Origin of the sequence: Sorangium sp. So ce834, from assembly GCF_051521425.1 — a bacterium.
Lineage (GTDB): Bacteria > Myxococcota_A > Polyangia > Polyangiales > Polyangiaceae > Sorangium > Sorangium cellulosum_D.
Genome location: NZ_CP150351.1, coordinates 6,942,661 through 6,967,841, shown reverse-complemented (window position 1 = coordinate 6,967,841; position 25,181 = coordinate 6,942,661). Strand labels below are relative to the sequence as shown.

At 73.4% G+C, this 25,181-nt stretch carries 21 protein-coding genes; 14 read left to right on the top strand and 7 right to left on the bottom strand.

Going from position 1 to position 25,181, the window contains the following annotated elements; all coding sequences use genetic code 11:
* Positions 1-52: 52 nt before the first annotated feature.
* Complete coding sequence (locus tag WMF20_RS24920; protein ID WP_437604461.1) at positions 53-745, bottom strand: HAD family hydrolase; 693 nt, start codon at positions 743-745, stop codon at positions 53-55.
* Between the two features lie 132 nt (positions 746-877).
* On the opposite strand from WMF20_RS24920, the gene WMF20_RS24915 reads away from it, so the two are divergent.
* Together WMF20_RS24915 and WMF20_RS24910 are read left to right on the top strand one after the other, a co-directional pair.
* Positions 878-2,881, top strand: a complete 2,004-nt coding sequence (locus WMF20_RS24915; protein ID WP_437604460.1) for a hypothetical protein — start codon at positions 878-880, stop codon at positions 2,879-2,881.
* Positions 2,882-2,914: 33 nt separating this feature from the next.
* Positions 2,915-5,332: a hypothetical protein gene (locus WMF20_RS24910; RefSeq protein ID WP_437604459.1), complete on the top strand. Its 2,418-nt coding sequence runs from the start codon at positions 2,915-2,917 to the stop codon at positions 5,330-5,332.
* A 19-nt stretch (positions 5,333-5,351) separates the two neighbouring features.
* Here WMF20_RS24910 and WMF20_RS24905 read toward each other — a convergent pair whose 3' ends face one another.
* Complete coding sequence (locus tag WMF20_RS24905; protein ID WP_129576756.1) at positions 5,352-5,906, bottom strand: 3'-5' exonuclease; 555 nt, start codon at positions 5,904-5,906, stop codon at positions 5,352-5,354.
* Positions 5,907-6,161: 255 nt separating this feature from the next.
* Between WMF20_RS24905 and WMF20_RS24900 the strand changes: the two genes are divergently transcribed.
* Positions 6,162-7,286 (top strand): serine/threonine-protein kinase, encoded by a 1,125-nt coding sequence (locus WMF20_RS24900; RefSeq protein WP_437604458.1) that lies wholly within the window; start codon positions 6,162-6,164, stop codon positions 7,284-7,286.
* Positions 7,287-7,446: 160 nt separating this feature from the next.
* Positions 7,447-8,013 carry a hemerythrin domain-containing protein gene (locus WMF20_RS24895; RefSeq protein WP_437604457.1) on the top strand — a complete coding sequence of 189 codons (567 nt, stop codon included), beginning with the start codon at positions 7,447-7,449 and terminating at the stop codon, positions 8,011-8,013.
* Between the two features lie 36 nt (positions 8,014-8,049).
* On the opposite strand, the gene WMF20_RS24890 is transcribed toward WMF20_RS24895, so the two are convergent.
* Together WMF20_RS24890 and WMF20_RS24885 are read right to left on the bottom strand one after the other, a co-directional pair.
* Positions 8,050-8,505 (bottom strand): DUF2752 domain-containing protein, encoded by a 456-nt coding sequence (locus tag WMF20_RS24890; RefSeq protein WP_437604456.1) that lies wholly within the window; start codon positions 8,503-8,505, stop codon positions 8,050-8,052.
* A 19-nt stretch (positions 8,506-8,524) separates the two neighbouring features.
* A complete protein-coding gene (locus WMF20_RS24885; protein ID WP_437604455.1) occupies positions 8,525-9,973 on the bottom strand; it encodes a zinc ribbon domain-containing protein in 1,449 nt (482 codons plus the stop codon).
* A 710-nt stretch (positions 9,974-10,683) separates the two neighbouring features.
* Here WMF20_RS24885 and nuoE point away from each other — a divergent pair.
* The 8 genes from nuoE to WMF20_RS24845 all read left to right on the top strand — a co-directional run bounded on the left by nuoE (position 10,684) and on the right by WMF20_RS24845 (position 20,730).
* Positions 10,684-11,181, top strand: coding sequence for an NADH-quinone oxidoreductase subunit NuoE (gene nuoE / locus WMF20_RS24880; RefSeq protein ID WP_237244089.1), 498 nt, complete (start codon positions 10,684-10,686; stop codon positions 11,179-11,181).
* Positions 11,182-11,185: 4 nt separating this feature from the next.
* Positions 11,186-12,538, top strand: a complete 1,353-nt coding sequence (gene nuoF / locus WMF20_RS24875; protein ID WP_437604454.1) for an NADH-quinone oxidoreductase subunit NuoF — start codon at positions 11,186-11,188, stop codon at positions 12,536-12,538.
* Complete coding sequence (locus tag WMF20_RS24870; RefSeq protein WP_129576750.1) at positions 12,535-13,188, top strand: NADH-quinone oxidoreductase subunit J family protein; 654 nt, start codon at positions 12,535-12,537, stop codon at positions 13,186-13,188. The genes nuoF and WMF20_RS24870 overlap by 4 nt, the downstream gene beginning before the upstream one ends.
* Entirely contained in the window at positions 13,185-13,496 is a 312-nt protein-coding gene (gene nuoK / locus WMF20_RS24865; RefSeq protein WP_129576749.1) for an NADH-quinone oxidoreductase subunit NuoK, read from the top strand. The genes WMF20_RS24870 and nuoK overlap by 4 nt, the downstream gene beginning before the upstream one ends.
* Position 13,497: 1 nt before the next feature.
* Entirely contained in the window at positions 13,498-16,056 is a 2,559-nt protein-coding gene (gene nuoL, locus WMF20_RS24860) for an NADH-quinone oxidoreductase subunit L (RefSeq protein ID WP_437604452.1), read from the top strand.
* On the top strand, positions 16,053-18,068 hold the full coding sequence (locus WMF20_RS24855) for a complex I subunit 4 family protein (protein WP_437604451.1): 2,016 nt from the start codon (positions 16,053-16,055) through the stop codon (positions 18,066-18,068). Before nuoL ends, WMF20_RS24855 begins: the two co-directional genes overlap by 4 nt.
* On the top strand, positions 18,065-19,591 hold the full coding sequence (locus WMF20_RS24850) for an NADH-quinone oxidoreductase subunit N (protein ID WP_129576746.1): 1,527 nt from the start codon (positions 18,065-18,067) through the stop codon (positions 19,589-19,591). The genes WMF20_RS24855 and WMF20_RS24850 overlap by 4 nt, the downstream gene beginning before the upstream one ends.
* Before the next feature lie 89 nt (positions 19,592-19,680).
* Positions 19,681-20,730: a hypothetical protein gene (locus WMF20_RS24845; RefSeq protein WP_437604449.1), complete on the top strand. Its 1,050-nt coding sequence runs from the start codon at positions 19,681-19,683 to the stop codon at positions 20,728-20,730.
* Positions 20,731-20,732: 2 nt separating this feature from the next.
* On the opposite strand, the gene WMF20_RS24840 is transcribed toward WMF20_RS24845, so the two are convergent.
* Both WMF20_RS24840 and hisC read right to left on the bottom strand, forming a co-directional pair.
* The gene (locus WMF20_RS24840) at positions 20,733-21,887 is read right to left on the bottom strand and encodes a tetratricopeptide repeat protein (RefSeq protein ID WP_437604447.1); all 1,155 of its coding nucleotides are present in this window, start codon (positions 21,885-21,887) and stop codon (positions 20,733-20,735) included.
* The gene (gene hisC / locus WMF20_RS24835) at positions 21,878-22,969 is read right to left on the bottom strand and encodes a histidinol-phosphate transaminase (RefSeq protein WP_437604446.1); all 1,092 of its coding nucleotides are present in this window, start codon (positions 22,967-22,969) and stop codon (positions 21,878-21,880) included. The genes WMF20_RS24840 and hisC overlap by 10 nt, the downstream gene beginning before the upstream one ends.
* A 72-nt stretch (positions 22,970-23,041) precedes the next feature.
* On the opposite strand from hisC, the gene WMF20_RS24830 reads away from it, so the two are divergent.
* Together WMF20_RS24830 and WMF20_RS24825 are read left to right on the top strand one after the other, a co-directional pair.
* Entirely contained in the window at positions 23,042-23,278 is a 237-nt protein-coding gene (locus tag WMF20_RS24830; RefSeq protein WP_437604445.1) for a hypothetical protein, read from the top strand.
* On the top strand, positions 23,265-23,990 hold the full coding sequence (locus WMF20_RS24825) for a nucleotidyl transferase AbiEii/AbiGii toxin family protein (RefSeq protein ID WP_437604444.1): 726 nt from the start codon (positions 23,265-23,267) through the stop codon (positions 23,988-23,990). Before WMF20_RS24830 ends, WMF20_RS24825 begins: the two co-directional genes overlap by 14 nt.
* A 70-nt stretch (positions 23,991-24,060) precedes the next feature.
* Here WMF20_RS24825 and WMF20_RS24820 read toward each other — a convergent pair whose 3' ends face one another.
* On the bottom strand, positions 24,061-25,017 hold the full coding sequence (locus tag WMF20_RS24820) for a hypothetical protein (protein ID WP_437617074.1): 957 nt from the start codon (positions 25,015-25,017) through the stop codon (positions 24,061-24,063).
* Between the last annotated feature and the right edge of the window lie 164 nt (positions 25,018-25,181).

Sequence of the window (25,181 nt, the reverse complement as noted above, 5' to 3'; positions counted from 1 at the left end):
GGCCGGTGGCCGCGCCGCGGCGAGCGCGCGCCGCGGTCCGCCGTCGACGCCGCTACCCCGCGAGCCGCTCCCGCTGCGGCGCGAGCGGCGACGCGTCGTACCGCGCGAGGAGGTCCTCCGGATCGCGGTAGAGCGACGCGCACCCCGCCTCGACGAGCTCCATCTCGGGGAAGCCTCCGCAGCGCAGCCCCACCGCCAGGATGCCGAGCTTGGCCGCGGCCTCGGCGCCTCCCGGCGTGTCGCTGACGAGCACCACCTCGCGCGGATCGACGCTGCCCAGCCGGTCGAGCGCCGCCTCGAGGACGTCGGGGTGCGGCTTCGACCTCCCCGCGTCGTCCGCCGACACCGCCCACGAGACCAGGTCGCCCACCCCGGCGCGCTCGAGGCTCGCCTCGAGCGCGCCGCGCGGCATCGACGCGGCGGCGACGATCCGGCGCCCGTCGCGCGCGACGCGCTCGAAGAGCTCGCGCACCCTCGGGAAGACGCGCGCCCCGGGGAGGAGCTCGCGCGCGTAGATCTCGTCGTGGAGCGACGCGATCCCGGCGCCGATCCAGCCGATCTCCTCGGACGAGAGGAACACCGGCAAGAGCCGGTCGGCGCCCTCGCCGACGTGGCGCCAGAGCTTCTCCCGCGCGACCTCGCGGCCGAACCGCGCGAAGGCCCGCTGCCAGGCGGCCGCATGCAGATCGACGGCGTCGAGGATCGTGCCGTCGACACCGAAAATGACGGCGCTGACGCTGGCCATGGCGCGACACGTGGCGCAGGGCCGGACGCACCGCCATCGGAGGGCTCCCGACGGCGCGCGGGCGCGAGCTGCGCCCGGCCCACGGCGCGATAGACTGGTCGAGGAGGGCGAGCGGGCAGGGCGATGCGATCCATGAATGGCCGGCTTCCGGCACTCTCGGTCTTCCTCGTCGCGCTCCTCGGCCCGGCCAGCTCCGCCGCGCAGGACGGGCCCGCGCTGGTCGTGGTCGATCGGGACGACGACGACGCCGACGGCGTGCCCGACGGCGAGCAGGCCCGCGTGCCGCCCTCCCCGGAGCTCCTCGCGCTGCGCGCGCCGCGCGGCGCGAGCCAGGCGCCCGCGGCGATCCCGGGCGGCCTGCGGCTGCTCGTCGACGGCAGCCCCGTCCAGCCGGGGAGCGCGATCCCCGCGGGCGCCCGCCGCGTCGAGATCCAGGCGGTCCGGGCGGGGCGGAGCGAGATCGCCGTCTTCGGCAGGACGCTGTCGATCAGCGCGTTCGAGGTCCGCGCCATCGACGGCGCCGGGGAGCGCATCGACATGGCGCGCTCCCACGCCTCGCTCCAGCGCACCCCCCCGGACCGGCTCGGCGACGATCCGTTCGGGAACCTCGACGATCCCGACGCGATCCGGCTGCTCGTCATCGGCGCGGCCGAGGACCTGCCGCTCACCGTCGACGTCCACTCGGCGGCGCCGTCCGGCCGGGCGATCGATCGCCTGCCCAGCGTGCCGCTCGGCCACGTCCCGTGCCCCCCGGACGTCCCGGCGGGCCTCGTGTGCGGCTCGACGCGCCCGCTCCGGGTCGTCGCCGACGACATCGATCGCAACCACCCGATGATCGCCGATCGCTCGGTGAAGGGCGAGGTCGGCGGCGCGCTCGTCGTCGCCCTGCCCGACGGGCCGAAGCTCCAGATGATCCGCGTCGCCGGCCCGCGCGCCTCGCCGCTCGGGCCCCTCGGGCGCACGCGCGCGCGCCTGCGCATCCTCATGGTGCGGCCGCGCGCGGGCGGGCCGCCGCCGATGGGCGGGGACGACGCGGGCGCGATCGCGATCGCGCGCGCGGAGGTCGAGCGCGCGAACGCCCTCTGGGGCGCGTGCGGCGTGAGCTTCGGCCCGCTGGAGGAGCTCGACATCCGCTTCGTCGACCCGCCGCGCCCGCACCTGCTCGCGATCGGCTGCGATCACGGCCTGCCGGCGAGCGGCGGCGCGATCCGGGTGCGCGTCGACGGCCACGAGGTGACCGCGGCGATCCGGCCCCGCATGCGCCCCGACGCCGCGGCCCGCGCCGTCGCCGCGGCGATCGGCGCCGCGGGCTTCTCGGTGCGCCTCTCCGACAACCCGGCCATCGGCGCGGGCGCGTTCGGGACCACCGACGTGCTCGTGCGGCGCCCGGGCGGCGCCCCCGCGGCGATCGAGCCGCCGGCGTCGGGCGCGCTGAGCACCGACCCGACGCTCACGGCGTGCATCGGCGCGGTGGAGCTCGAGGACGGCCTGCAGCACTTCAGCGACACGGACGCCATCGCCGGCACCGTCGAGGAGCGCGCGCTGATCAAGGCGTTCGACGACGGCGACCCCGCGACCATCGACGTCGTGATGGTCCCGAGCTTCGCCGGCGGCGGGCGCATCGGCGAGTCGTTCATCTTCGCCGACGGCGGGGCGATCCGGAACACGATCATCGAGGACCGCGCCGGCCTGCGCGCCGATCGCGCCTCGTTCGCGCTGTCGCACGAGCTCGGCCACGTGCTGCTCGACGAGCCGGGGCACCCCGACGATTTCGGGATCGACACCCCGACCCGCCTGATGGACGCCGACGCGGCCAACTCGTCCGCGTACGGGCCGCGTCGCCTCACGGTGGACGAGTGCGCGCGCGCTATCAGACAGAGCGGCGCTGCGGAGCCGCGCCTGGGTCGACAGAGCGGCGCGGCGGCGCCGCGCCCGGGCAGACAGAGCGGCGCTGCGGAGCCGCGCCCGGGCGGCGCGCCGGCGCCGCGCCCCAGCGAGCCCCCGCCGCGCGGCGCGCAGGTCGATGGGGCGGGGGCCGCGGCGGCGAGCCCCCCCGGCGCGCCCGGGTTCCGGCCGAGCGGCCCGGTCCCCCTGCTCGCGCCGTGGCCGCTCGCCCCGCTCGGTCGAGAGAGGTGAAAGGCCGCTTCCCGCTGTGCTAGGAGCGGGCCCATGCGGGTCTCCCAGCGGAGCGGCCTCTTCAGCGGCGTCGCGGCCCTCGCGTGCGCCACCGTCCTGCTCGAGATCTCGCTCACGCGGATCTGCGCGGCGCTGTTCGGCGAGCCCCACGCGTTCGTCGCGCTCGCGCTGCCGCTCCTCGGCGCGGGCGCGGGCGGCGCGGCGCTCTACCTCGCCCCGTCGCTCGTCCGCCCAGCCGCGCTCTTCGCCCGCATGGCGGCCCTGTCGTCGCTCGCGTCGGGCGCGACGCTCGCGGCGGTCGTCCTGCTCTCGCAGCGCGGGCCCGCGCCCGGGGCGCTCCCGTGGCTCGCGCTGCTCTACGCCGCGTCCACCGTCCCGTTCGCGCTCGCCGGCCTCGCGCTCGCCGCCGCGATCCGGCACGTCGCGTCCGAGATGCCCCGCCTCTACCTGCTCGACCTCGTCGGCGGCGCCCTCGGCGGGCTCGCGGCCGCCGCCGCGCTCCGCGCCGGCGCGCCGCGCGCCGCGCTCGCGGCGGCGATCTTCTTCGCGGTGGCGGGCGTCTTCTTCTACCTCGCGTCGCGCGGGCAGGGCGACGAGCAGCGGGCGCACGGCGGCCTCGTCGCCACGTTCGTGCTCGGCAGCTTCGTGCTCCTCGCCGGCGATCTCGGCGCCCCGTGGCTCCGGCTCGCCGGCCTCCGCCGGGGCGCGGCCGACCGGACCGAGCACGAGGCCTGGAGCGAGCGCTCGCTGATCACGGTCGACAAGCCGAGGGCCGGCGCGGCGATGATGCGGATCGGCAGCGCCGCGCAGAGCCCGATCGTCGACGCGAAGACGCCGCCCCCGGCCCAGCCCGAGGACATGGCCTACGCGCTCCACAAGGACGAGGGGCCGGCGCTCGTCGTCGGCGCCGGGGGCGGGCGCGACGTGCGCGCCGCGCTCAAGGCCGGGCAGAAGGACGTGTACGCCGTCGAGGGCGACCGCGGCGTCCTCGAGGTGATGCGCGGCCGGTACGCCGCGTATAGCGGCAACCTGTTCGACAAGCCCGAGGTCCACCTCGTCGTGGGCGACGGGCGGAGCTTCGCCCGGCGCACGCCGCTGCTCTTCCGGAACATCGTGATCCCGTCGCCCGAGACCGCCGAGGCGTCGTCGACCGGCGCGCTCGCGCTGTCGGAGAGCCGGCTCCACACGGTCGAGGGCGTCGAGGACTTCCTCTCGCGCCTCCTGCCCGAGGGCACGCTGGTCCTGAGCCGCGCCGACGTCGACTTCGATCGCCTGCTCTCGCTCGCGGCCGCGGCGCTGCGCCGCGCGGGCGCGGCCGCGCCCAAGGATCACCTCTTCGCGTGCAGCGCCGCGCAGCGGACCGCGCTCCTCGCGCGGCGCACGCCGCTCGCGCCCGAGGACGTCGAGGCGCTGCGCCGCCACTGTCGCCGGCACAAGTTCTCGGAGGCGTTCGCCCCGGACCGGCCGCAGACGCCCCTCCGCGCGTCGATCGTCGCCTCGGGGGGCGGCCGCGCGCCCGACGCGGCGGTCGACCTGGCGCCGCCCACCGACGACCGGCCGTTCTTCTCGTACGCCGTCCCGGCGCGCCGCCTCCCCGCCGTGCTCGGCGACCTCGGGGCCCTGCGCGCCGAGCAGGCGGGCCTCTTCGCGCTCGCCGCGCTGCTCGCCGCGGGCGTGGGCCTCTTCGCGCTCGTCGCGCTGCTCCCTGCGCTCGCCGCGCGCGCCGGCCGCCTCCTTCGCGGCGCCCCGGCGCCCGCCGCCGCGCCCCCGCCGCGGCGCGCCCGCGCGCTCTTCTTCTTCGCCGCGATCGGCGCGGGCTTCGCGCTCGTCGAGCTCGCCGTCCTCCGGCACGGCCTCCTCCTGCTCGACCTGCCCGCGTACGAGCTCCCGGCCGTCCTCGTGATCCTCCTCGTCTCGGCCGGCGTGGGCGGCCTGCTCACCGCCCGCGTGGCGCCGGACGCCGCGACGTGGGCCTCCGCGCGGGTCGCCGAGGCGCTCGTCGTGGCCGCGGCGCTCGCCGCGGCGGGGCTCGTCCCGCTCGCGCGGTGGAGCCTCGGGCTCGCGGCCTTCCCGCGCGCGCTCCTCGCCGTCGCGCTCCTCGTGCCGTTCGGCCTGCTCGTGGGCTCGCTCGCGCCGCTCGGGGTCAAGCTCGTCGCCTCGCTCGCGCCGGCGCTGCTCCCCTGGTGCTGGTCGCTCGGCGCCCTCGCCGGCGCGATCGCGATGGCCCTCGGCGCCCTGTGCGCGATGAGCCTCGGCTACAGCGCCCTGCTGCTCGGCGCGGGCCTCGCGTACCTCCTCGCCGCGGCCGCCGTCCCGCCCGCGGCGGCCGGGGCGATCGCCGAGGGCGACGGCGAGCCGGAGCCGTCGGGCGCCGATCCCGCCGCCGCGCCGCCGGCGCGGGGCGCCGCGGAGGCGCAGCCCGACGTGCCCGCGGCGGCGCCGGTCGGGTGAGCGCGCGGCGCGCCCGGCTTCACCGCCGCGCGGCCAGCAGGACGTGCGCGAGCAGGCCCGCGATGTTGAACGCGTCGTCGCCGCCCCGGTGGTGCGTGCCCGCGAGCGGCAGGCCCGCGCGCTCCAGGGCCTCGGCCATCCCGATCTCGCGCGCCAGGGCGTGCGTCACCGCGAACAGGCTCTTCACGTTGAGGTGGCTCGGGCCGAACGGGTAGGGCACGCCCCGCGCCTGGCACTGCCGCTCGAACATGCGCCGGTCGTAGTCGCCGTAGCTCGCCCAGAGGCGATCCTGCGCCTTGAGCTCGCCCCGCAGGGTCGCGCACGCCTCCTTGAACGACACGCCCGCGTCGACGTCGGCCTGCGTCAGCGTCGTCAGCGCCGTGCAGAACGGGCTCACGCGCGAGCGCTCGGGGCGCACCAGGATGGATCGCCGGTCGCGCCGTCGGCCCGTGGCGACCTCCAGCGTGCACACGCCGATCTCGATGATCTCGTTTTCCTCGCCCTCCGGCGGGCTCCCCTCCCAGCAGGTCGATTCGACGTCGATCACGAGGATGAGATCAAGACGCTTCGCCATTCGTTGTCGCCCCTACATGTCGTGATGCGTGCGCGCCGAGCGTAACGGCGATCGGGACGCAAATTCTTTCGGGATTTTCCCGACAGGTCAAAAACGCCTCGGGCGGTCTGCTGTGTCCGGGCAAAAACTTAGTAGATACGGGACATAAGACGGTGGGGCCAAATCCAGGGGTTCGTCGTTTCGGTGCCCAATCCCCTTGCCCGGAGGGCCTGGTCCATGGACACTCGTCAGGTAATTTCTGACGAGGTTCTTCACGTGGCTCCTGGTTCCCCGCTCCGTCGTTCCTTCGGTCCAGCCAGGGACAGGTCCGCCTTCGCTGAGGCGCTCCCCGAACCCGGCGGCGAGGACCGCGGTCCCGCCGCGGAGCGACGGCTGCCTCCTCGTTCCGGGATCGTCCGCCATGCGGGCCGCGACCGGGGGGCGGCGGCGAGCGCGCCCTCCGAGGTGCGCGGCGGGGCGGCGGCGGGGCTCCCGGCAGGTGGGACCGCGGCGGTCGACCCGCTCGTCGGCCGTACAGAGCACGGACTGCACATCGAGCGGCTCATCGCCGAGGGGGGGATGGGCGCGGTGTACGCGGCCCGCCGGGTCGCGACGGGGGAGCGGGTCGCGCTCAAGGTGCTCCGGCGCGTGCACGCGGGGGACTCGGGCATCGAGAGCCGGTTCGCCCGCGAGGTCGAGCTCGCCCGCCGCATCGACCACCCGAACGTCTGCCCTGTGCTCGGCGAGGGGCGCCTCGAGGACGGGCGCCCGTTCTTCCTGATGCCGCTCTTCGACGGCGTCACCCTGAGCGAGGAGGTGCGGCGGAACGGCCCCCTGCCGCTCGAGCGCGCGCTCGCCGTCGCGGACCAGATCCTCGCCGGCCTCGCGGCCATGCACGCGGCGAAGGTCGTCCACCGCGACCTCCAGCCGGGCAACATCCTGCTCGTCCCCGCGGCGCCGGGCGCCGGGGCGGGGGCGGGGGCGCCGGGGGACGGCGCGCCGACGGTCAAGCTCATCGATCTCGGCTTCGCGCACGAGCCCGGGGTCGACACGGGCGACGGGGTGACGCCCGACAGCCCCGGGTCGCTCGTGGGCACCCTGCTGTTCATGTCGCCGGAGCAGGCGATGCGCAGCCGCGCCATCACCGAGCGGAGCGACCTCTTCGCCGCCGCGCTGCTCATCTACTACGCCCTCTCGGGCAAGCTCCCCTTCCGCGGCCGGGGCGATCTCGACGTGCTCGTCGCGATCGTGCGCTCCGCGCCCGTGCCCCTCCGGCGGGAGCGCCGGGATGTCCCGCGCGTGCTCGACGAGGTGCTCGCCCGCGCCCTGTCCAAGCACCCCGACCACCGCTTCGCCGGCGCGTCGGCGATGCGCGACGCGCTCGCCGCGGTCCGGGCGTAGCCCCCACGCGCGGCGCGCCCGCGGTCCCTTCCAGCGCCGGCCCGCTCCTTGCCACGACGGGGCCGCCTGCACCGCGCCACGCAGCACCGGGATCCGGGCTGTGCACGCGCTGCTCAAGGGCGGCGACGCGGCGCGGTGAGCTTCACGCGAGGGGAACCCCATGGACGCACTCGATCTCTTGGAGCAGCAGCATCTCGAACTCAGCGCCCTGATGGCGCGCATCGCCGCCGAGCCCAGCCCGGGCCTCAGGACATCGATGGTCGCGCAGCTCTCCCGGATGATCGACGCGCACGTACGCATCGAGGAGACGTACCTCTACCCGGTCTGTGCCGAGCGGATGGCCGGCGACCGGAAGCCGCTCCACGACGCGTACGAGAAGCACGGCCTCGCGCGCTTCGCGGCGGACAACCTGCTGCGCACGCGGGCGACCGATGTGCGCTTCGAGGCGCGGCTCCGGCTCTTGCGGGACGTTTTCGCCCACCACGCCGACGAGGAGGAGGGCATCCTCTTCCCGAAGGCGAAGCGGGGGCTCACGGACGAGCAGCTCGACGTGATCGGCAGCGATCTGGAGCGCGCGTACGAGGTGCTGCTGCGCGTGGGGGTGCCGGCGGGCGCGCCGCTGGTGCGGTCGCAGCGCGGGTGGCCGAGGCGGGGGGCCCACTCGGTGCGGGCGGTGCGGCCGGTGTCGCGGCGCCGCGGGGAGGGGCCGCGCGTCCGGGGGTGCTGAGCTGCCCGCCGAGGGCCCGCGGCCTTGAGGATCGGGCTAGACCGGGACGGGGCCGCCGAAGGCGCCGAGGAAGCGCGCGACCCAGACGGCGACCATCAGGACCGCCAGCGCGACGCCGAGGCGCGTGACCCACGCCCCCTGCACCGACTCGGTCGCGGCGATGCGGCCGTCCTTCACGTAGACCGCAGCGTTGTACGCGATCGCGGCGAGGACGAGCGGGGCCATGATCGGGGAGAGCGGGTGGAACCGCAGCGCCTCGGCCACATGGCCGTGAGCGAGGGCGAGGGTCGCGCGCGTGAGCCCGCAGCCAGGGCACGGGTGGCGGGTGACGATCGCGAACGGACACAGCGGGACGCCGCACGCGACCAGGAGCCCGAGCAACGCCGCGAGCGCGCCGAGGCGCGCCGCACGGCCGCGCGGATGCGCGGCGCTCCAGGCAGACGAGGCCGATGGAGCGGGCGAGCGGACTTCGGTCGGGCTGGACAGCGACAACGGCGGAGGATAGCGCGAGCTAGGCGGCGTTCGGATCCCAGACCTCGTTGAGGTCCTTCGCGAGGGCGTAGAGCGGGAGGAAGATGTAGAGCACGATGCCCTCGGCCTGCGGGTTGCGCGAGCCGGCCATCTGCTTGGCCTTGGTCACCTGCTCCGGCACCTTCACCCAGAGGAAGTAGTAGTTGAGCAGCGGGATGAAGACGTACCAGGGCTTGAACTCGGGATCCTTGGTCGTCTGCTGCAGCTCGTTCAGCATCGCCCAGAGCTGCCAGATCGCGTACACGAAGCAGACCATCCCGATCACGCACACCGTGACGGGGTTGCGCGTCTCGCCCCGCGCGCCCGGGGTCATCGACCCGCTGCCGGCATACACGCCCAGGTTGCTGGGCTGCTGGCCGAACTGACCAGGCGCCGAGAGCTGACCGCCGGCCGGCGACGACCCGCCGTAACCGCCGGGATCGCTCGCGCCCTGGGGGCCCCCGTAGGCGCCGCCCGCCGGAGGGCTGCCGTAGCTGCCCGCACCCGGAGGGCTGCCGTAGCCGCCGCCAGGAGGGCTGCCGTAGCCGCCCGCCGGAGAGCCGCCGTAGCCCCCGCCAGGAGGAGCGCCGTAGCCGCCGCCGCCGGGAGGGGCGCCGTAGCCGCCGCCAGGAGGGGCGCCGTAGCCGCCGCCCGCCAGCGGATCCTGGCCCGGAGGCGGACCGTAGCCGCTGGGGCTGTGCTGCGGAGGCTGGCCGTAACCGGGCGGCTGGCCGTAACCACCGCCAGGCGGCTGGCCATAGCCGGGAGGCTGGCCGTAACCGGGCGGCTGGCCATAACCGGGAGGGGCGCCGCCGAGGCCGCCCATCGGGTCCTGGCCCGGAGGCGCGCCGAACGGGCTGCCGCCCGCGCCGCCCGCCTGCGGGGGCTGACCGTAGCCGCCGCCGGGCGGCGGGAACGCGCCGGGCGGCGTGCCGCCGGCCCCGCCAGGCGGCTGCGGCCCGCTCGGGGTGTACCCGGGCAGCTGGTCGATCGCCATCGTGCCGCCGAGCGGGTTCACGCCCTGGTTGGGCGGCTGGCCGAACGGCGCATACCCGCCCGACGGGCTCGCAGCCGCGCCGCCGAAGGCCGGGCCGGAGGGCTGCTGTCCCGCAGGGGGCGATCCGTAGCCCATCCCGGGCGGAGGCGGCGCAGGGGGAGGTCCGGCAGACGCGCCGAGCCCGGCCGGCGGGACGCCGACCACCGTGCCGGCAAGACCCTGCGGCGGGCTCGGGATGCCGGCGGGCATGCCCGGCGGCGCGCCGGCCGGAGGCGCCGGCGGCGGAGGCGCCCCCGGAGCGCGCGGGCTCGCCGCTCCCGCCCCAGACGACGGCTGGCTCATCAGCATGGTGCCCTTGAACTTCGGCGCGGCCGCCCCCTTGAGGTTGAAGCCGCACTTCGTGCACGTGGACGCCGTTTCCGAGTTTTGCGTCCCACAATTCGGACAGAACACGCACCACCTCCGGAGGGGGGTTCGCTGCTACCGGTGCCCGCGCCCTGCGCGCGTCGTAATGGGCGCGAAGGGTAGTTGAAGCGCGTTCCGGTTCTCAAGTGAAAGACGAAGAACGCTGCGGGCTTCTCCCGAGGCTACGCGTTCTCCGCCAGAAAACCCAGGGCGTTCTTTCCGCGAGGGAGCGCGCTCCTTCGCGATGCGCGCGCCGCGCATCGCGCGCGCATCGCACCGCGCGCTCCCGCTCACCGCGCGCTGCTCCCTCCCGCGCGCTGCTCCCTCCCGCGCGCCGGGCCCTCGCTCACCATCGGGGCGCGCTCTCCGCCGATGCGCGATGCGACACGCCGCGACCGCGTCACCCGGGCGCGGTCCGGGCGGGCCGGCCGGCGCGAGGCGTCGCCCAGGTTTCTGGGCAGCGAGAGGGTTTCCGTGGTTCGCTGGAGGTTTCCCCCCGGCGCGCCTTGACAGTGACCACCGTCGCTCACTAGCGTGCCGGCGCCTCGGGACGGCTCCGTACGACGGACAACCGAATGCCCGGCCGCCGGTGCGCGGGGCTGTCCGCCTCCGGCAGGCGCCTCTACTCCGGAGGCGCACGAGGTAGCGCCTGGGTTCTCCGGGCCGACCCTCGTTGGAAGGGACCCGCCACGGGGGTCCCGACTGCATGTCGAAGCGGGCACGCCGCGAGCGCGGCGCGCCCAGGGAGCCAGCGGACCGTGCCAACTGCCGACATGACCGACAAATTTGCTCTGAGCGCCGATCGGCAAACCGAGTTCGAGAAGATCCTCGCGCGCTACCCGAACCGCCAGGCCGCGTGCATCCCGGTGCTCCACCTCTGCCAGAGCCAGGAGGGGTGGGTCTCCGAACGGGTGCTGCGCTGGGTCGCCGAGCAGCTCGGCCTCTCCACGGCGCACGTCCAGGGGGTCGCGACCTTCTACACCCTCTTCAACAAGCAGCCCGTGGGCAAGCACCAGGTCTGGGTCTGCCGGACGCTGAGCTGCGCGCTGAACGGCGCGGACGCCGTGCTGCACCACTGCGAGAAGCGCCTCGGGATCCACGCGGGCGAGACCACGCAGGACGGCAAGGTCACCCTGCGCACCGCAGAGTGCCTCGCCTCGTGCGGCACCGCCCCGATGATGCAGGTCGATCGCGACTACTACGAGGGCCTCACGCTCGAGAAGGTGGACGCGATCCTCGATCGGTTGACGAGGTGACGAGATGCTCCGGCTGACGCGCTATCTGACGAAGAACTACGACACGCCCGACGGCCACAAGCTCTCGGTGTACGAGAAGGGCGGCGGCTACCAGCAGGCGAAGCGCGCCCTCGGGATGACGCGCGAGGCGCTCGTCGAGGAGATGAAGGCGGCCAACATCCGCGGCCGCGGCGGCGCCGGCTTCGCCATGGGCGTGAAGTGGAGCTTCATGCCGTGGCCCCCGAAGCCCGAGCGGCCGCACTACCTCGTCATCAACGCCGACGAGGGCGAGCCCGGCACCTTCAAGGACCGCACGCTGATGGAGAAGAACCCGCACTCCGTCGTCGAGGGGTGCATCATCGGCTGCTTCGGCATCGGCGCCCACGCCGCGTACATCTACGTGCGCGACGAGCTCCACCTCTCGAAGGCGCGGCTCTGGGGCGCCATCGAGGAGGCGCGCGCCAAGGGCTACCTCGGCAAGCGGCCGTTCGGGATCGACTACCCCGTCGAGGTCTACGTCCACACGGGCGCCGGCGCGTACATCTGCGGCGAGGAGACGTCGCTGCTCAACTCGCTCGAGGGCAAGCGCGGCGAGCCGCGGCTCAAGCCGCCGTTCCCCGCCCAGTTCGGCGCGTTCGGGATGCCGACGACCGTGAACAACCTGGAGACGATCGCCGCGGTCCCCACGGCGCTCGAGCTCGGCGGCGAGAGCTTCTCGAAGCTCTCCGCGCTGCACCACCTGAAGGACGGCGGCTGCCGGCTCTTCGGCGTGAGCGGCCACGTCAACAACCCCGGCATCTTCGAGGCGTGCGTCGGCCTCACGCTCCGCGAGCTCATCTACGACCTCGGCGGCGGCGTGAAGCACGGCAAGCTGCTCGCGGTCATCCCGGGCGGCTCGTCGTGCCCCATCCTGCGCGCCGACGAGGTCGTGAACGCGCCGAACGAGAAGTCGCCGCTCCACCCGTGGCACGGCCAGAGCGTGCTCGACGTGCCGCTCGGCGTGGACACGTTCCGCACGCTCGGGACGATGCTCGGGACCTGCTGCGCCATCGTCCTCAGCGACAAGGCGTGCCCGGTCCTCGCGATGCACAACCTGATGCGCTTCTACCGCCACGAGTCGTGCGGCCAGTGCACGCCGTGCCGCGAGGGCAGCGCGTGGATCCACCGGATCCTCGATCGCATCGTGCACGGCGAGGGGACGATCGAGGAGCTCGATCGGCTGCACGAGATCGCCGACAACATCATGGGCAACACCATCTGCGCCTTCGGCGAGGGCACGGCGATGCCCGCGCTCGGGTTCCTGCGCAAGTTCCGCAAGGAGTTCGAGGCGTACATTCAGACCAAGGGCCGGTCGTCGACAGGGGTGCTCTCGCCGTGAAAATCTTCGAATTCGCCTACTTCGCGCTGGCGTCGCTGCTCGTCCTCCTCGGAGGCCTCGCCACGGTCGCGGCCCGGAACCCGATCCGCGGCGCGATGGGCCTGCTCACGTCGATCGTCGGCATCGCGGGGCTCTACCTGATGCTCTCCGCGGAGTTCCTCGCCGCGATCCAGATCCTCGTGTACGCGGGCGCGGTCGTCATCCTCTTCCTCTTCGTGATCATGCTCCTCGGCCCGTCGGCGACGTCGCCGCGCGACGCCCGCACCGCGGTGCCGCGCTACGTGGGCGCCGGCGTCCTCGCGGCGAGCAGCATCGGCGCGCTCGCCCTCGTCGCGAGCGCCGCGAAGCCCGGCGCGCGGGTCGTCCCGGAGGCCCCCGAGGCGCTCGGGACGATCGAGGCGCTCGGGCACGAGCTCTTCACGAAGGGGATCGTGCCGTTCGAGCTCTCGGGCGCGCTGCTCCTCGTCGCCGTGATCGGCGCCGTCGCCGTCGCTCGCGGCAAGCAGGTCGACCCAACGCTGCTGCCGGCCGGGGCCGCCTCGCCGGACGGAAACGACCAGGTCCCGGTGCGCGACGCGGCGACGCCGGACCCGCAGCCGGGCGCCCTCACGGGCCACTTCACCCTGTCGACGAAGGAGCCGAAGTCATGATCTCCGTCCCCATCGAGTACTACCTCGTTGTCGCGGCGGTGCTGTTCGTGATCGGGTCGATGGGCTTCCTGCTGCGCAGGAATTTGCTCGTCCTCCTGATGAGCATCGAGCTGATGCTCAACGCCGTGAACCTCACGCTCGTCGCGTACAACCGGGTGCACCCGCAGGATCACGCCGGGCAGATCTTCACTTTCTTCGTCATCGCCATCGCGGCGGCGGAAGCCGCCGTGGGTCTCGCGATCGTGCTCGCGTTCTACCGCATCCGGAAGACGATGCGCTCGGACGACGCCGATCTCCTGAGGAGTTAGCGTGGAAGCCCTGAGAGTCTTATTCCCCGCGTCCGAGTTCGCGCTGCTCGCGGTGGTGCTCGGCCTGCCGGCGCTCGGCGCGTTCGTGAACGGCCTCTTCGGCAAGCGGCTCGGCAAGGATGCGGTCCGGCTGATGGCGCTCGCCGCGCTCGGCGGCGCCTTCCTGGCGGCCGTGACGACGTTCCTGATGCTGCCGCACGAGGGCGGCAAGCTCACCTGGACGGCCTGGCGCTGGTTCTCGATCTCCGGCCGGATGGGCCAGTCGATCCCGATCGACGTCGCCTTCAGCGTCGACGGCCTGAGCGGGACGATGATCCTCGTCGTCACCGGCGTCGGCTTCCTCATCCACCTCTACTCGTCGGCGTACATGCGCGAGGACCCGGGGTACTACCGGTTCTTCGCGTACCTGAACCTGTTCTGCTTCTCGATGCTCGTGCTGATCATGGCCGACAACCTCGCCGTCCTCTTCGTGGGGTGGGAGGGCGTCGGCATGTGCAGCTACCTGCTCATCGGCTTCTGGTTCAAGGACGACAAGAACGCGAGCGCCGGCAAGAAGGCGTTCGTCGTGAACCGCATCGGCGACTTCGGCCTCCTCGTGGCGATGGCGATGCTCGCCTACTACTCGGGCACGCTGAACTTCGACGGCATCGCGGCGAACGCGGGCAACCTGCTCTCCGCCGTGAAGGTCTGGCCGATCGGCAACATGTCGGCCGACACGGTGCCCGGCTTCCTGAGCTTCATCATCCCGTCGCAGCCGGTGCTCGTGTACGCGGCGACGCTGGTCGGGCTCGCGCTGTTCCTCGGCTGCGCCGGCAAGAGCGCGCAGATCCCGCTCTACATCTGGCTGCCGGACGCGATGGCCGGCCCGACGCCGGTGTCCGCCCTCATCCACGCCGCGACGATGGTGACCGCGGGCGTCTACCTCGTGGCCCGGCTCTCGGCGGTGTTCGTGCTGTCGCCGTTCGCGATGGCGGTCGTCGCGGTGACCGGCGTGGCCACGGCGCTGTTCGCGGCGTCGATCGGGCTCTTCCAGAACGACCTGAAGAAGGTCCTCGCCTACTCCACGGTGAGCCAGCTCGGGTTCATGTTCATCGGCGTGGGCGTCGGCGCCTTCGCGGCCGGCTTCTTCCACGTCCTCACGCACGCCTTCTTCAAGGCCTGCCTCTTCCTCGGCGCCGGCTCGGTGATCCACGCGATGCACGCCCGCATCCACGACACCGACCAGTCCCAGGACATGCGGAACATGGGCGGCCTCAAGAGCTACATGCCGCTCACGCGCTGGACCTTCCTCCTCGCGTGCCTCTCGATCGCGGGCTTCCCCGGGTTCGCCGGGTTCTGGTCCAAGGACGAGATCCTCTGGCGCGCGTTCTCCGGCCGGATCGAGTCGGTCTCGACGCGCGGGCAGCCGGTGTGGCAGTGGCCCGACTGGCTCGGCCCGGCGATCTACTGGGTCGGCATCCTGGCCGCGACGATGACCGCCTTCTACATGTTCCGCGCGTACTTCCTGACGTTCCACGGCGAGTTCCGCGGCTGGACTGTCGTGCGCGGCTGGAAGGACCCGCACCCGCACGGCCACCACGACGACCACCACGCGCCGGGCGAGAAGGTCGAGGGCCCGGAGCCGCACGAGTCGCCGCTGCCGATGACGATCCCGCTGATCGTGCTCGGGGCGCTGTCGGTCTTCGCGGGCTTCCTCATGGCCGAGCCGCTCGTGCACCTCACCCACAACCACGCGTTCGCGCCGCTCGCGCACCTGCTCGAGCCGGTCTTCTCGATGACGTCGCGCGCGGTGGCGGCGCGCGAGGGGGTGGAGGGGCTGCTCTTCCCGATGATGCTGCCCGGCGTCGCCGCGTGCTTCACCGGCATCGGCCTCGCGATGCTCGTGTACTGGAACAAGCGCGGCGAGCCCGAGCGGCGCTTCGCCCAGAGCTTCCCGGGGCTCCACCAGCTCATCTACGACAAGTGGCGGATCGACGAGCTCTACAACGCCACGGTGGTGGGCATGGTCGACGCGCTGGCGGACATCTTCACGATGGCCGACAAGTGGATCATCGACGGCGTCATCGCGAAGCTCTCCGCCGCGCTGGTCGGGTTCTTCGGCACGGTGCTGCGCGCGCTCCAGACGGGCCGCGTGCAGGTCTACGCCGCGTCGATGGTCGTCGGGCTCGCCGGCGTCGGCTGGTTCCTGGTCAGCCCGCACGCCGACGCGGACGTCGACGACGCGGAGCTGCGCCGGTCCGGCGAGGTGAAGCTCTCGGCGGCGCCGGGGCTCGGCTACGAGTACCGCTGGGAGGGGCCCGGCGTGCCGTCGCGCGACTTCTCGGAGTCGACCGACATCACGGTGAAGCTCGAGCCGGGCGAAAAGAAGGACATCGTGCTCCGCGTGCGCAACGCCTTCAACCGCGAGGCGACGGAGACGTTCACGTTCTCGCGGCCGCCGAGCCGCGGGAACCCGGCGAGCCCCACCTCCATGCGGGGCCCGGACGTGCCCACGCTCCCCCCGGGGACGACCCCGGCGGAGCAGATCCATGACCTGATCCAGCCGAAGGGCCTGCAATGAGCGCGCTCGACCTCGTAACCCATTACTGGCCGGCGCTCGCCGCCGGCGTCGTCGGAGCGGTCCTCCCGAGGGGCGCCGGGCAGGGCGCGGACGGCGCCCACGGCGACGACCACGATCACGGGCACGGCGACGACCACGATCACGGGCACGGCGACGACCACGGGCACGGCGACGACCACGGCCACGGCGAGGCCCACGCGGCCGCCGGGTACACGCCGTGGCAGCGGTTCGGCCTCGGGCTGATCGCGGCGCTCACCGTGCTCGGCGTGCAGTGGCTCTGGCCGTCCGACGCGGCGGCCGCCGCGTCGGAGGCGTCCGGGGAGTGGTCGTCGCTCCTCAACGTGCTCATCGGCCTGCCGTTCGTCGGGGCGGCGGCGGTGCTGTTCATGCCGCGGCAGATGCTCTCGCTGCTCCGCGGCTTCACGCTGGCCGTGCTCGGCGCGGGCTTCCTCGCGTCGCTCTGGCTGCTCAGCGTGCCGATGACGGTGGGCTGGCACTTCCAGTCGATCAAGGACTGGATCCCGTCGCTCGGCATCCGGTGGCACGTCGCGATCGACGGCATCAGCCTCTGGCTCGTCCTGCTCACGACGTTCATCGCGCCCATCGCGGCGTACGCGTCGTTCGGGTCGATCAAGAACCGGATCAAGGAGCTCTGCTTCTGCCTCCTGCTCCTGCAGGGCGCGATGCTCGGCGCGTTCGTCGCGCTCGACCTGTTCCTGTTCTTCCTCTTCTGGGAGCTGATGCTGGTGCCGATGTTCGTGATGATCGGCATCTGGGGCGGCGTCGAGAAGATCAAGGCGGCGATCAAGCTGTTCGTCTACACGATGGCGGGCTCGATGCTGATGCTCGCCGGCATCGTGTACCTCGTGTGGGCGAACCAGAAGCTCACGGGCGCGTACTCCTTCGACTACCTCGCGCTCTCGCGCGTGGTGCTGCCGCGCGGCACCCAGATGATCTGCTTCTGGGCGTTCTCGATCGCGTTCTTCATCAAGGTGCCGATGTGGCCGGTGCACACGTGGCTGCCGGACGCCCACGTGCAGGCGCCGACCGGCGGCTCGGTCATCCTGGCCGCGGTGATGCTGAAGATCGGGACGTACGCGTACCTGCGCTTCTCGATGGGCCTCTTCCCCGGCCCGGCCTCCAGCCTCGCGGCCAACCTGGCCGGCATCGCGATCCTCGGCGGCGTGATCTACGGCGCGCTCGTCGCCTGGAAGCAGGCGGACGTGAAGCGCCTCGTGGCGTACTCGTCGGTCGCCCACCTCGGCTATGTGATGCTCGGGCTGTTCGGCGTCACGCCGAGCGGGATCCAGGGCGCGGTGCTCCAGATGGTGAACCACGGCGTCTCCACCGGCGCGCTCTTCCTCCTCGTCGGCGTGATCTACGACCGCCGCCACACCCGCCAGGTCTCCGAGTTCGGCGGCCTCGCCAAGGTGATGCCGGTCTACGCGACGCTGTTCCTCATCGTGACGTTCGCCTCCGTGGGCGTGCCCGGCACGAACGGGTTCATCGGCGAGTTCATGATCATCACCGCGACCTACGTGTCCGAGCGCCTCGGGGTCTTCAGCGGGATCCACACCGTGGGCGCCGCCGCGGGCGTCATCCTCGCGGCCGTCTACATGCTGAGCGTCGTGCAGAAGATGTTCTTCGGGCCGCTCACGAACCCGAAGAACAAGCACCTGCCCGACATCACGCCCCGCGAGGGCCTGGCGCTGGCGCCGCTCATCCTGATGATCTTCGTGATCGGCCTGTTCCCTGACATCTTCCTCTCTCGGATGAAGGAGTCGGTCCTGTCTACGTACAACCAGTTCAAGGTCGTCTCCGGGCAGGCGATCCTCTTCGCGGACGATCGGAACGCGAAGCTCCTGCCCGAGGACACGTTCTCCCCCGCCTTCCTGAAGGGGGCGCCCGGGCTGAGCTCCGGCGCGGGCGCGGCGGGGGGTGACGAGGAGGCGCGGCGCGAGCCGCCTGTGGACGGGAAGCTCGCGGCGCGCGCGGGGGAGGTGGCGCGATGAACCTCGGACCGTTCATCGCGGTGTCGCCGCTGATCGTGGTCTCGCTCGGCGGCACGCTGCTGATGCTGGCGGAGGCGTTCTCGCACCGCCGCGAGGAGTCGCACGACCGCCGCTCCGGCCCGTCGTCCGACATCGCGCTCGGGACCGCGATCACGCTCCTCGCCGGGGCGGTGTTCTCGGGCGCGGTCGGGTTCGTCGGCCCCGAGACGCTGGACGGGGTCGACGTGCTCGCGCCCTACCTGGTGATGGACCGCTTCACGCTGTTCTTCTCCTTCGTGCTCTGCCTGGGCGGCGCGCTGGCGGCGCTGCTCGCCGGGGGGTACCTCCCGGAGCACCGGCTCGACCGCGGGGAGTTCTACCCGCTGCTGACCTTCTCGACGGTCGGCGCGATCATCCTCGCCGGCGCGGGCGATCTGCTGACGCTCTTCCTCGGCCTGGAGACGATGTCGCTCGGGGCGTACGCGCTGACCGGCTTCCGCCGGACGTCGCCGCGGAGCACCGAGGCGGCGATCAAGTACTTCCTGCTCGGCTCGTTCGCGGCGGCGCTGCTGCTCTACGGCGGCGCGCTGATCTACGGGGCGACGGGGCACACCGACCTCGCCGGGATCCGCGACGCGATCGCGGGCGCGACCGGGGACAAGGCGCCGAACCCGGCGCTGCTGCTCATCGGGGCGGCGCTGATGCTGGTCGGCCTCGCGTTCAAGGTGAGCGCGGTGCCGTTCCACATGTGGACGCCCGACGCGTACGAGGGCGCGCCGACGCCGGCGACGACGTTCATGGCGGTCGCGGTGAAGGGCGCGGCGTTCGCGACGCTGCTGCGCGTGCTGCTCGGCGCGTTCAGCAGCCCGGCGCTGTCGTCGTGGGCGGCGGGCTGGCCGCCGGCCGTGGCGGTGATGGCGCTGCTCACGATGACGGTGGCGAACCTCATCGCGGGGCGGCAGGAGTCGGTGAAGCGGATGCTCGCCTACTCGAGCATCGCGCACGCCGGCTACCTGCTCGTCGGCGTCGCGGCGACGGTGCGGGCGAGCGAGGACGCGCAGGCGAGCGTGATGTTCTACCTGCTCGCCTACACGGTCTCGACGGTCGGCGCGTTCGGCACGCTCATCCTGTGCGGCAGCCGGGGCGCGGAGGCGGTGAGCTACGAGGATCTCTCGGGCATCGGCAAGCGGCACCCGGTGGCGGCGCTCGCGTTCTCGCTGTTCCTGCTGTCGCTGGCCGGCGTCCCGCCGACGGCCGGGTTCTTCGGCAAGCTCTACATCGTCAAGGCGGCGATGGGCGCGGAGCTGTACACGCTGTCCGTGGCGCTGCTCCTCAACAGCGTGCTGTCGGCGTACTACTACCTGCGGGTGCTCGTGTTCATGTACATGCGCGAGCCGGCGCCGGGGGCGCCGATCGCCCGGCCCATGCGATCGGGGTACGTCAACGCGGCGCTCGTCGTCTCGGCGGTGCTCGTCATGGTCCTCGGGATCTGGCCGACGACCTCGCTCGGGATCGCCGTTCGCGCGGTCCTCGCTTCCCACTGAGACAGACTTTCGAGGGAGCGCCTCGCCGAGCCGCCCGGCCCTCGGGGACCCCTGCTCGGCGCGGCGCGCCGCCAACTCATTTGGCGACGATGGCACCGGCGCTAGCGGGGATCGCGTCCCTCGGCGGCGAAACCGCGGTGCTGCGCGGGGCGCGCGAGTTGCTAAAGTCGGCGCCGATGCGGAACGGCGAGACGATGCAGAGGACAGCGGGGAACTGGCGGATACGCGCGGCGAGCGTCGCCCTGCTCGGGGCGCTCGGGTGTCAGGGGGGGAACGCGAGCGGAGGCTCGCCCGCAGCGAGCGCGGCGCCGGCAGGGAGCGCGGCGCCGGCAGCGGCGAGCGCCAGCGCAGCGGCGAGCGCGCAGGCGGCGGCGAGCGCGCAGGCGGCGGCAGCGTCCGCGATCTCGCTGACCTCGGAAGCGGTGCTCAAGGTGACGAACCCGAAGCGGCAAGCGCCGTACAGCGGGCCCACAGGGACGCTGAAAGGGCGGGTCACCATCAAGGGAGACCCGCCGCCCGATACGGGGCTCAGCTTTCCGACCGGCAAGTGCGGCGAGGCCGCGGCCACCTACGGGAGGCTGTTCCGCGTGGGGCAGCAGAACGCCGTCGCCGACGCGCTCGTCACCGTCGTCAACTACAGCGGCCACGTGCCCGAGCGCGAAGAGGCAGAGAAGGTGACCATCCACGGGTGCGCGTTCTCGACCCGCACCGTGGCCATGACGTTCGGTCAACGGCTCGAGGTGGCGAACCTCGACCCGCTGGAGCCCTACATGCCCAACCTCGAGGGCGCCCCGTTCATGGCCGTCCTCGTCGCCGTGCCGCAAGGCGATCCGGTGAGGTTCTTCCCGCCCCAGCCGGGCTACTACCAGCTCGTGGACAAGATGCCGAAGCCGTTCCTCCAGGCCGAGGTCTTCGTGCTCAAGTTCGCGACGCACGACGTGACCGGCCTCGACGGACAGTTCGAGATCAAGAACATCCCCGTGGGCAAGGTGCTCACCGCCGCCCTCCTGCCCGCCATCGATCAGGACGTGAAGAAGGAGATCGAGATCAAGGAGGGCGAGAACACCCTCGATTTCGAGCTCAACTTCGATCTCGAGAAGTACAACGAGAAGAAGAACAAGGCGAAGCCGTCGCCCTGAGCTCAGGGCGCGGCCGGCGCGCCCCCCGCGAGCTCCCGGTGAAGGCGCCGCGCGACCTCGCGGGACAGCGGATCGCGGGCGCTGGGCGCGGGGGGCGCCAGCGGGCCGAGCCAGGCGAGCGCGGCGTCGCGGCCGATGCGACGGAAGAGCAGCTCGGCGAAGAGCAGCCGGGCGAGCGGCGAGGGGGGCACCGCAGCGCCGCCGCCCGCGGGCGCCTGGAGCGCGTCGCTGGCGCGGGTCAGCGCCTCGAGATCGCCGCCCAGATCGGCCGCAACCGCGAGCGCGACGAGCGCGGAGGCGCTCGACGGATCGGCCGCCGAGACGAGCTCGGCCTGCTCGCGCGCCTCGCCGACGCGGCCCAGGGCGGCCGCGCGCACCGCGACCTCGGCCGGCGGCAGATCCGCGTCGCGCGCCAGGCGGCGGGCGCGGCGCAGCTGCCCGTGGACCAGCGCGTCGTCGAGCTCGGCCAGCGGCCCCCAGGGCGGCGCCGGCCGCTCGGAGGCGGCGGTCCTCCGCGCGGCGAGCTCGCGCAGCCGCCGCGCCGCCTCCTCGGCGGCCGGGCGATCGCCGGCCTCGAGGGCCACCGCGTGCAGCGCGCGCCACGCGTCCGCCGAGAAGGGGTGGCGCACGAGCAGCGCCCGCAGCGACAGGCGCGCGTCCTCGGACCGGCCGAGCCGCCGCAGGATCTCGGCCCGGAGCAGGACGCCGTCGTCGCGATCCGGATCGAGCAGGACCGCCCGCTCGACGCGCCCGAGCGCCGCCGCGGGCCGCCCGGCCGCGAGATCGCAGCGCGCCTGCTCGAGGTGGGCCGGCGCGTAGTCGGGATCGATCGCGCGGGCGCGGTCGAACGCCTCGTCCGCCGCCTCTCGGCGGCCGAGGCGGCAGCGCGCCGACCCGACGCGGGTCCAGATGTCCGCGCTCTCGGGATCGCTGTCCTCCGCCAGCTCGTACGCCTCCAGGGCCGTCTCGAGGTCGCCGCGCGCCTCGGCCTCGGCGCCGATGGCGTACAGCGCGTAGGCGCGCGCCGAGATCTGGCGGCCCACGAGGATCTGGCCGTCGACCGAGCGCGCGACCTCGGGCGCGGCGCAGGCCGCGGTCAGCGCGAGCGCCGCGAGCGCCGCGAGCCGCGCGGCGGAGGGCGGCGGGGCTACGCGCACGCGGCGATCTCGGCGAGGAGGCGATCGTTTTCCTCGCGGAGGCCGACGGTGATGCGGAGCCGGTGCGCGAGGCGCCCGCCCGCCCCGTGGAAGCTGCGCACCAGGACGCCTCGCGCCGCGAGCGCCTCGAAGACCTCCCCGGCGGGGCGGCGCGTGCCGACCCAGAGGAAGTTCGCGTGGCTCGGCGCGACCGAGATGCCGAGCTCGGTCAGGCCGCGCGCGAGGCGCTCGCGCTCCTCGGTGATGAACGCGGCGGCGCGGCGGAGCTCGCCGCCGAGCTCGCGCAGGGCGAACGTGGCCGCGCGCTGCGACGGGACGGGCAGGTTGTAGGGCTGGCGGACCTTGTCGAGCTCGGCCACGAGCGCGCGGTCGCCGACGAGCCAGCCGACGCGCAGCGACGCGAGGCCGATCTTCGAGAGCGTCCTCAGCACGGCGACGTTCGGGTGCTTGCGAACCAGGGCGAGCTGGTCGCGCGGGGCGAAGTCGATGTACGCCTCGTCGACGATGACGAGGGCGTCGCTCGCCGCGGCGATGACCGCCTCGAGCCGGTCCGCCGACGCGAGCGCGCCCGTCGGGTTGTTCGGCGAGGCGATGAAGACGACGCTCGGGCGCGCGAGCTCGACGGCGCGCACGAGGCCCGCCACGTCGAGATCCCAGCCGGCGTCGAGCGGGACCTCGACGGCGCGCATGCCCCGCGCGCGGGCGCTCAGCTTGTACATGACGAAGGTGGGGCTGGTCGTCACGATGGTCGCCGCGTCGGCGCCCGGCCGCGGGCGGCTGAGCGCGGTCAGGAGGATCGAGATCACCTCGTCGGAGCCGACGCCGGGGAGGACCTCGTCGGGCTCGACGCCGCAGCGGGCGGCGATGGCTTCGCGGAGCTCGACGAGGCGCGCGTCGGGGTAGCGGCCCCAGTCCTCGGGCACGGCGGCCCGCGCGAGGGCGGCCCGCGCCTCGGCCGACAGGAGCGGCGGGCTCTCGTTGGCGTCGAGGCGCACGGGGAAGTGGCCCGAGACCGGGGTGTAGGCGTGGAGCTCGGCGAGCTCGGGGCGGAGGAGGGCGGAGAGGAAGTCGGGCGTGGGCATCGGCTCAGCTCACGGTGGTCGCGGGCGTGGGGAGGGTCACGGGAGCGATATACTAGCCGGGCGATGAGCGCCATGAACCCCGAAGACGGCGCGGCGGCCGACCTGATCATCCCGGACGAGCTCCCGTTCCTGGAGAGCTTGTCCTGGTTCGACGCCCGATGGCGCGAGCTGTCCGCCTTCGAGATGCTCCAACGCTACGAGCGCGGATGGCGGAATCGCGGCGTGACGGCCGATCTATCCGAAGAGGAGGCAGCGTTCGTTCGGGAGCTCATTCATCGCTACGGGAGCGTGCTCGATGTTCCGGCGTGAGCTCTACCGCACCATGGCGCGCGTGCTCGAGGCTCTCGACGCGGACGTGCTCGCGCGGACATCCTTCCGGTTCGGCGGGGGGACGTACCTCGCTTTGTCGCACGGCGAGTACCGCTTGTCGCGCGATCTTGATTTCGTGTGCTCCGATCCGGGCGGCTATGCGGAGCTTCGCCTCGCGGTGCGAGAGCGCGGGTACGACGCGCTCTTTGCCGCGCCCGCAAGGGCCACCTTCGGCTTTCCCCGAGAAATTCGCACCGATCAGTATGGCCTGCGCTTTCCGGTCGTCGTGGGGGGCACGTCGATCCGCGTTGAGATGATCCGCGAGGCGCGCATCGCGCTCGGCCCCGCCGTGCAGGCCGCGTGGACGCCGGTACCTCTCCTGTCCGTCACCGATGCGTTCGCCGAGAAGCTCCTCGCGAACTCCGACCGCTGGGCCGACCGAGACGAGCTCTCTCGCGATCTCGTGGATCTCGCCATTTTGCGCGTCTCGCACGGGCCGATCCCGGAAGCGGCCTGGGCTGCAGCAGAGCGCGCTTACAAATCCGCACCGCTCCACGATCTGCGCAAGGCGGCCGAGCGGTTCCTCGCGGAGCCCAGCTACCAGGAGCGATGCTTCGCAGGGCTCGACGTGGAGGGGACCGACGACGTGCTGCGCGGCGTGAGCGCGCTGCTGTCAGACCTCGCTACCACCACGACGCCAGGGGAGCGATAGAGCCCCGGGGCTGGGGCAGGTACCCTCCGGCGTGCGCTCCTTCAGTCCCCAGCGCGGCGCGGGGGCCGGGTCACCGCGCGACCAGGCGCATCGGGCGGCTGTGCTGGGCGGGCTCGGCCTCGAGCTCCTCCAGCTCGAACGCCCTGTCCATGTCCATGTCGAGCTCCTCGAGCTCGCGCTGCGCGCTCTCGCCGGTGTCGAACCCGTCGAGCTCGCGCATGAACCGGTCGATCTCCGCGCAGGTCGCCGGCGAGTCCACGGGCGTCATCGACTGCTCGTGCATCAGCTGGATGAGCTCCAGGATGGTCGCGAGCTTCTGCGACACCACCTCGAGCCCCTCGCGGGTCCGGCTCCAGCACTCGGCGCGCCGGTAGGCGATCGCGAGCCGCCGCTCCGAGAGCCCGCGCGCGCGCCCCGCGGACGCGCTCCGGATCGCCTCGAGCGATCGGATCGTCTCCATGAGCTCGCTGTGGTTCGTCATGGCGAGCGACTCCTGGCCGGCCTTGTGCGCGATCGCGAGGCGGATGTAGCTCATGAGCAGGCGGCTCAGGCCGAAGCCGTCGTCGAGCAGCAGCGGGACGGCGCCGCCGCGGCGACGGATGTTCTCGCGGGTGCGGTCGATCAGCCGGTCGAGGCGCGCGAGCTCCTGCTGGTGCCGGATGTCCATCTGCCGGATCAGGCTCTCGCGCGCCCGCGACCACGCCGCCCGATCGGCCTCGTCGAGCTGCGCGTCGATGCTGCGGCGGAAGTAACCGCGCCAGGGGACGACGCACAGGATCACGAGCTCCGCCCCGAGGCCGAGCAGCAAGAGCAGCGGGCTCCAGCCGATGAAGCTCAGGAGGAGCACGCTCCCCACGACGAGCAGGTTGTACGGGTGGACGAGCACCCGACCCAGGTACGTGCGGGCGGTGCGCCTCCGCAGCGGTGCGACCTGGACGCCGAACGCGGCCAGCGTCGCCCTCGACTCGGCCATGCTCGCGCCAAGCACATCCTCGAATCGGCAAAGCTCTCGATCGCACGTCGTCATGGAGCCCCCCTCCTCACCTCGTCCTCTGGTCCTCGTGCCACCTCGACCCGTTCACCACCCCCCGCGGCCGAATCAGCGGGTCGGGCGCCCGGCGCGGCCGCGCGCGCCCCGCGCCGGCGCGCTGTGAACGCAGGTCACGCTCGCCGCGCCCACGCCGGCGGCGA

Bases quoted from the DNA above. Each gene is read 5' to 3' on its own strand.
- WMF20_RS24850 (WP_129576746.1), top strand. From the start codon at position 18,065: ATGAACCTCGGACCGTTCATCGCGGTGTCGCCGCTGATCGTGGTCTCG.
- hisC (WP_437604446.1), bottom strand. From the start codon at position 22,969: ATGCCCACGCCCGACTTCCTCTCCGCCCTCCTCCGCCCCGAGCTCGCC.
- WMF20_RS24845 (WP_437604449.1), top strand. From the start codon at position 19,681: ATGGCACCGGCGCTAGCGGGGATCGCGTCCCTCGGCGGCGAAACCGCG.
- WMF20_RS24855 (WP_437604451.1), top strand. From the start codon at position 16,053: ATGAGCGCGCTCGACCTCGTAACCCATTACTGGCCGGCGCTCGCCGCC.
- WMF20_RS24915 (WP_437604460.1), top strand. From the start codon at position 878: ATGAATGGCCGGCTTCCGGCACTCTCGGTCTTCCTCGTCGCGCTCCTC.
- WMF20_RS24920 (WP_437604461.1), bottom strand. From the start codon at position 745: ATGGCCAGCGTCAGCGCCGTCATTTTCGGTGTCGACGGCACGATCCTC.
- WMF20_RS24830 (WP_437604445.1), top strand. From the start codon at position 23,042: ATGAACCCCGAAGACGGCGCGGCGGCCGACCTGATCATCCCGGACGAG.
- WMF20_RS24820 (WP_437617074.1), bottom strand. From the start codon at position 25,017: ATGACGACGTGCGATCGAGAGCTTTGCCGATTCGAGGATGTGCTTGGC.
- WMF20_RS24905 (WP_129576756.1), bottom strand. From the start codon at position 5,906: ATGGCGAAGCGTCTTGATCTCATCCTCGTGATCGACGTCGAATCGACC.
- nuoK (WP_129576749.1), top strand. From the start codon at position 13,185: ATGATCTCCGTCCCCATCGAGTACTACCTCGTTGTCGCGGCGGTGCTG.
- WMF20_RS24910 (WP_437604459.1), top strand. From the start codon at position 2,915: ATGCGGGTCTCCCAGCGGAGCGGCCTCTTCAGCGGCGTCGCGGCCCTC.
- nuoF (WP_437604454.1), top strand. From the start codon at position 11,186: ATGCTCCGGCTGACGCGCTATCTGACGAAGAACTACGACACGCCCGAC.
- WMF20_RS24895 (WP_437604457.1), top strand. From the start codon at position 7,447: ATGGACGCACTCGATCTCTTGGAGCAGCAGCATCTCGAACTCAGCGCC.
- WMF20_RS24825 (WP_437604444.1), top strand. From the start codon at position 23,265: ATGTTCCGGCGTGAGCTCTACCGCACCATGGCGCGCGTGCTCGAGGCT.